Here is a 3,965-nt window from a genome sequence, read left to right on the forward strand (position 1 = left end):
GGCTGGGGCATGACCGCGGCAAAGGGCGGGGTTCCGATCCAGGCCGCCTTCAACATGCGCGGGAGCTCGACCTTGCGCGGCGTCCCCTGCCCTGGCGTGCGCTTCGTCGTGGTGGAGCGCGATGCCCCGCACGCCCTGTCCGTCTGCCAGTGCGGACCGGAACTGATCGCCCTGGGCCGGCAGAAGATGGAGGCGGCGATGGAGCTGTGGGCGCTGTGCCTGCGCGACAACGCATGGTCCGGCTACCCGCCCTTCGTCGCCCATATCGACGCCCCCAATCACGTCTCCATGCAGTGGGAAGAGCGCCAGCTTCGCGAGGAACAAATCCGCGATTGGCGTGGCTCCAGCCCGCTCGTCACCCAATCCGCAACCCCTTGGGCTTGAGGACCGCATCATGAGCTTCACCATCCGTCCGGCAGTGCGCGAGAAGATCGGCCTGCTCTTCGGCATCGCTGGCGCCTCTGGCTCCGGCAAGACCTTCTCGGCGCTGAAGCTGGCCAAGGGCATCGCCAATGGCACGGGCCGCATCGCCGTGATCGACACCGAGGCCGGGCGCGCGCTGCACTATGCGCCGCAGGCCGGCGAGAAGGCCGACAGCGCCAAGGGCACCTTCGACTTCCTGCACCTGGACTTCCAGCCGCCCTTTACGCCGGAACGCTACATCGAGGCGATCCGCGCCTGTGAAGAGGCCGGTGCCACGGTGATCGTCATCGACAGCATGTCGCACGAGTGGGCTGGCGAGGGCGGGTGTTCCGACATTCAGGCTGCAGAGGCCGAGCGCATGGCGCAGGGCAACCCGGCGCGTGTGGAGGCCATGACGGCCCCGGCCTGGAAGAAGCCGAAGGTGCGCCACCAGCGCATGATGTCGCGCCTGATCCAGACCCGCACCCACCTGATCTTCTGCCTGCGTGCCCAGGAGAAGGTGAAGATCGTCAAGCGGCAGAGCGGGCCGGGTACCGAGATCGTGCCGCTGGGCTTCATGCCGATCTGCGAGAAGTCCTTCATGTTCGAGCTCTCGGGCAGCATGACGCTGCACCCCGACACGCCAGGCGAGCCGCGCTACGACCTCCAGCACAAGCTGAATGACGAGCTCCGCGTCATCTTCCGCGAGGGAGAGCGCATCGGTGACGACGCCGGCAAGCGGCTGCGCATGTGGGCGGAGACCGGCGCCGACCGCCCGGCCGTGGACCGGGTGGCTGAAGGTGTGCGCGAGCTGATCGAGCGCATCCAGGATGCTGATGGCATGGAGGCCCTGGAGGCCATCACGTCTGACCCGGCAGTGGTGAAACAGATCGCGTGGCTGGCCGCGAACCGGAGCGAGCTCGCAACGCGGGTGAATGAGGCGGTGACCACGGCGCTTGCGCTGCATGAGCGGACTGAGGCGGGCCAGGAGGAGGCGGCATGATCGCCCTCTCCCTCATCCGCCTCGCCACCGTGGCGCTTCCCCTCGCCGCCTATGTCACGTCCATGGAGACCCCCGCCGGCCCTTTGGACGCGGTGCGGGCGGAGATCCTCGACCGGCCTTCTTCGATCTTCCCGCTGACGGAGGCGTCAAGCAGCCTGCCAGGTTCCGCCGCATTCCCCTTCTCGACCCTCCCAGCGAGCCTGTCCGCATCCGCTGGACGTGAGCCGGTGACGGTGCCGGAGCCTGCCGGGCTCGGGGTGTTCGTCGCGGGGGTGGTGGCGATTATCGCAGCACGGAGGATCGCGGCGTGAGGTTCGGCTCCGTCTGCTCCGGCATCGAGGCCGCGTCCATCGCCTGGGAACCCCTTGGCTGGTCCGCCTCATTCCTCTCTGAGATCGCCGCTTTCCCGCGCGCCGTCTTGACCCACCGTTTCCCCAGCACGCCTTTGCGCGGCGACTTCACGGAGATCCAGCACCGTGACCATGATCCAATCGACCTTCTCGTGGGAGGAACCCCCTGCCAGTCGTTCAGCGTCGCCGGGCTGCGGCGAGGCATGGCCGACGACCGCGGAAACTTGGCCCTTGAGTATCTTCGCCTGGCTGACCGACTTCGCCCCCGCTGGCTTCTTTGGGAGAACGTGCCCGGCGTCCTGTCATCCAACGGAGGACGGGACTTTGGTTCCTTCCTCGGGGGGCTGGTCCAGCTCGGGTATGGGTTCGCCTACCGAGTGCTTGACGCTCAGTTCTTCGGACTGGCCCAGCGACGCAAGCGTGTGTTCGTTGTCGGATGTGCTGGAGACTGGCGACGTGCCGCAGCGGTACTTCTTGAGCCCGCGAGCCTGCGCGGGAATTCTCCGCCGCGCCGAGAAGCGGGGGAAAGAGCTTCCCGAGGCGTTGGCTTCGGCGTTGTCGGCAACGGCGAATGTGGAGAAGGACTGAGCCCGCTACGCGCCAAAGGCGGGGATGCCGGGGGCGGTAGCGAGATGCTGGTGGCCTTCGGGGGCAACAATACGTCTGGCCCCATTGACGTGGCAGCCGCGCTGAATGCCTGCAAGACCGCGGCGGGGCGGCAGGATTTCGAGACGGAGACGTTCATCGCCCATACCTTGCGGGCTCAGGCGCAGTCGGCTCACGCGGCCGACCTTGAGACCTATGTGGCCTTCGACACCACGCAAATCACCAGCGCAAGCAACTACAGCAGCCCGAAGGCTGGGGATCCTTGTCATCCTCTGGCTGCCGGGGCTCATCCGCCGGCGATTGCCTTTCAGTCCAGCCAAAGCGGCGTCCGAACCGGAGATGCCCACGCCACGCTCGACGCCAACAATGGGGCGCGCAGGCATAACGGCGTGATGTCGGCATCAGGTGTCCGCCGCCTCACCCCCCGCGAGTGCGAACGCCTCCAAGGCTTCCCTGACGACCACACCCTGATCCCCTACCGCAACAAGCCCGCCGCCGATGGCCCGCGCTACCAGGCGCTCGGCAACTCCATGGCCGTGCCTGTCATGCGCTGGATCGGCTCGCGCATTCAGATGCAGGAAAGGATCGCCGCATGAGCACCCCCGCCATTCCGCCTGACAGCAAGCCTGATCACGAGCGCATCTGGCTCAGCCCACGCGACCCTTTTGAGGAACGGACGTGGTGCCAGGACAACGTGTGGGCCGACATTCCGGAGTGCGCCGATGATCCTCCAACCGAGTATGTGCGCGCGGATCTAGTCGCCGCCGCTGTGGCTCAGGCTCGCGCGGATGCTCGTGAGCATGCGCTGCGGGAGGCAGCGAGCGAAGCGTTCGGGCTGCTCTACCCGACGAACCCGAAACCCGATTGGACGCGATACGCGCACGAGAAAGCCGACCACGCGATCCGTGTCCGCATGGCCATCCTCTCCCTGATCCACCCCACCCCCAGCACGGAGCCGGGCCATGGCGAGTGACCGTTCTCGTGGCTGGAACCTGCGTCGGGAGGTGAAGCTGGAATGCCCGAAGTGCAAGCAGACCTTGGATGTCCCGCGCGATGCCACTGATCCACCGCGCACCGCGAAGGTGCTGATCCTCTGCCCCGAATGCGTCGGCGGTGACTTCTCGGAGGCCAACTACTTCGATGCACAAGGGCGCCAGATCGACCTAGACGGCAAGCCAATGAAGGACCCCGCAAATGTCGAGTGAGAACCTGACGCTGGAGCAGATCGCGCTGATCGAAGGTGACGCGCACGGGCTTCTGACGCGCAATCCGAATGCTGAGGGAATGATCGGCTGCGAAGCGATCCTCGCCCTCTGCGCCATGGCCCGCCGGTCGTTGAGCGACACCAGCACAGCGAGGGAGGGGGAGAAGCTGGAGATCCCCGAGATGAGCTGGGCGGAGAAGAACCTTCTGCTCGCGATGGAACCGGGCAAGGGATACCGGGCGGCCAACTTCGCCCGGACTGCCTTCATCGAGGAAGACCTGTTTAGCTTGGAGAAGCTGAAGCTCGCGTGCTTCGAGACGGACTGGCGTTTGACCAGTGTCGGTGAGCAGGTCCGCGCCGCCCTCGCCCCCTCCGACCCCGTTTCCGCAGGCCGAGACGC

6 protein-coding genes and 1 pseudogene are annotated in these 3,965 nt (G+C 66.5%); all 7 read left to right on the plus strand.

Annotated features, from left to right (window positions below):
- Positions 1-384 (plus strand): annotated as a pseudogene (locus IBL25_RS24765) (hypothetical protein); the annotation flags it as partial.
- 10 nt (positions 385-394) lie between these two features.
- Positions 395-1,405 carry an AAA family ATPase gene (locus IBL25_RS24770; protein ID WP_187781125.1) on the plus strand — a complete coding sequence of 337 codons (1,011 nt, stop codon included), beginning with the start codon at positions 395-397 and terminating at the stop codon, positions 1,403-1,405.
- Positions 1,402-1,716 (plus strand): hypothetical protein, encoded by a 315-nt coding sequence (locus tag IBL25_RS24775; RefSeq protein ID WP_187781126.1) that lies wholly within the window; start codon positions 1,402-1,404, stop codon positions 1,714-1,716. Before IBL25_RS24770 ends, IBL25_RS24775 begins: the two co-directional genes overlap by 4 nt.
- The gene (locus IBL25_RS24780) at positions 1,713-2,957 is read left to right on the plus strand and encodes a DNA cytosine methyltransferase (RefSeq protein ID WP_187781127.1); all 1,245 of its coding nucleotides are present in this window, start codon (positions 1,713-1,715) and stop codon (positions 2,955-2,957) included. Before IBL25_RS24775 ends, IBL25_RS24780 begins: the two co-directional genes overlap by 4 nt.
- Positions 2,954-3,334 (plus strand): hypothetical protein, encoded by a 381-nt coding sequence (locus IBL25_RS24785; RefSeq protein WP_187781128.1) that lies wholly within the window; start codon positions 2,954-2,956, stop codon positions 3,332-3,334. Before IBL25_RS24780 ends, IBL25_RS24785 begins: the two co-directional genes overlap by 4 nt.
- The gene (locus IBL25_RS24790) at positions 3,324-3,566 is read left to right on the plus strand and encodes a hypothetical protein (RefSeq protein ID WP_187781129.1); all 243 of its coding nucleotides are present in this window, start codon (positions 3,324-3,326) and stop codon (positions 3,564-3,566) included. Before IBL25_RS24785 ends, IBL25_RS24790 begins: the two co-directional genes overlap by 11 nt.
- Positions 3,556-3,965, plus strand: a 410-nt coding sequence (locus IBL25_RS24795) for a hypothetical protein (protein ID WP_187781130.1), incomplete at its 3' end; no start/stop codon positions are given. The genes IBL25_RS24790 and IBL25_RS24795, both read left to right, overlap by 11 nt.

This window comes from Pseudoroseomonas ludipueritiae (assembly GCF_014490445.1).
In the GTDB taxonomy this organism is placed as follows: domain Bacteria; phylum Pseudomonadota; class Alphaproteobacteria; order Acetobacterales; family Acetobacteraceae; genus Pseudoroseomonas; species Pseudoroseomonas ludipueritiae.

What these genes read in the sequence shown, in the direction of transcription:
- IBL25_RS24770 (WP_187781125.1), top strand. Translation starts at nt 395, where the DNA reads ATGAGCTTCACCATCCGTCCGGCAGTGCGCGAGAAGATCGGCCTGCTC.
- IBL25_RS24775 (WP_187781126.1), top strand. Translation starts at nt 1,402, where the DNA reads ATGATCGCCCTCTCCCTCATCCGCCTCGCCACCGTGGCGCTTCCCCTC.
- IBL25_RS24785 (WP_187781128.1), top strand. Translation starts at nt 2,954, where the DNA reads ATGAGCACCCCCGCCATTCCGCCTGACAGCAAGCCTGATCACGAGCGC.
- IBL25_RS24790 (WP_187781129.1), top strand. Translation starts at nt 3,324, where the DNA reads ATGGCGAGTGACCGTTCTCGTGGCTGGAACCTGCGTCGGGAGGTGAAG.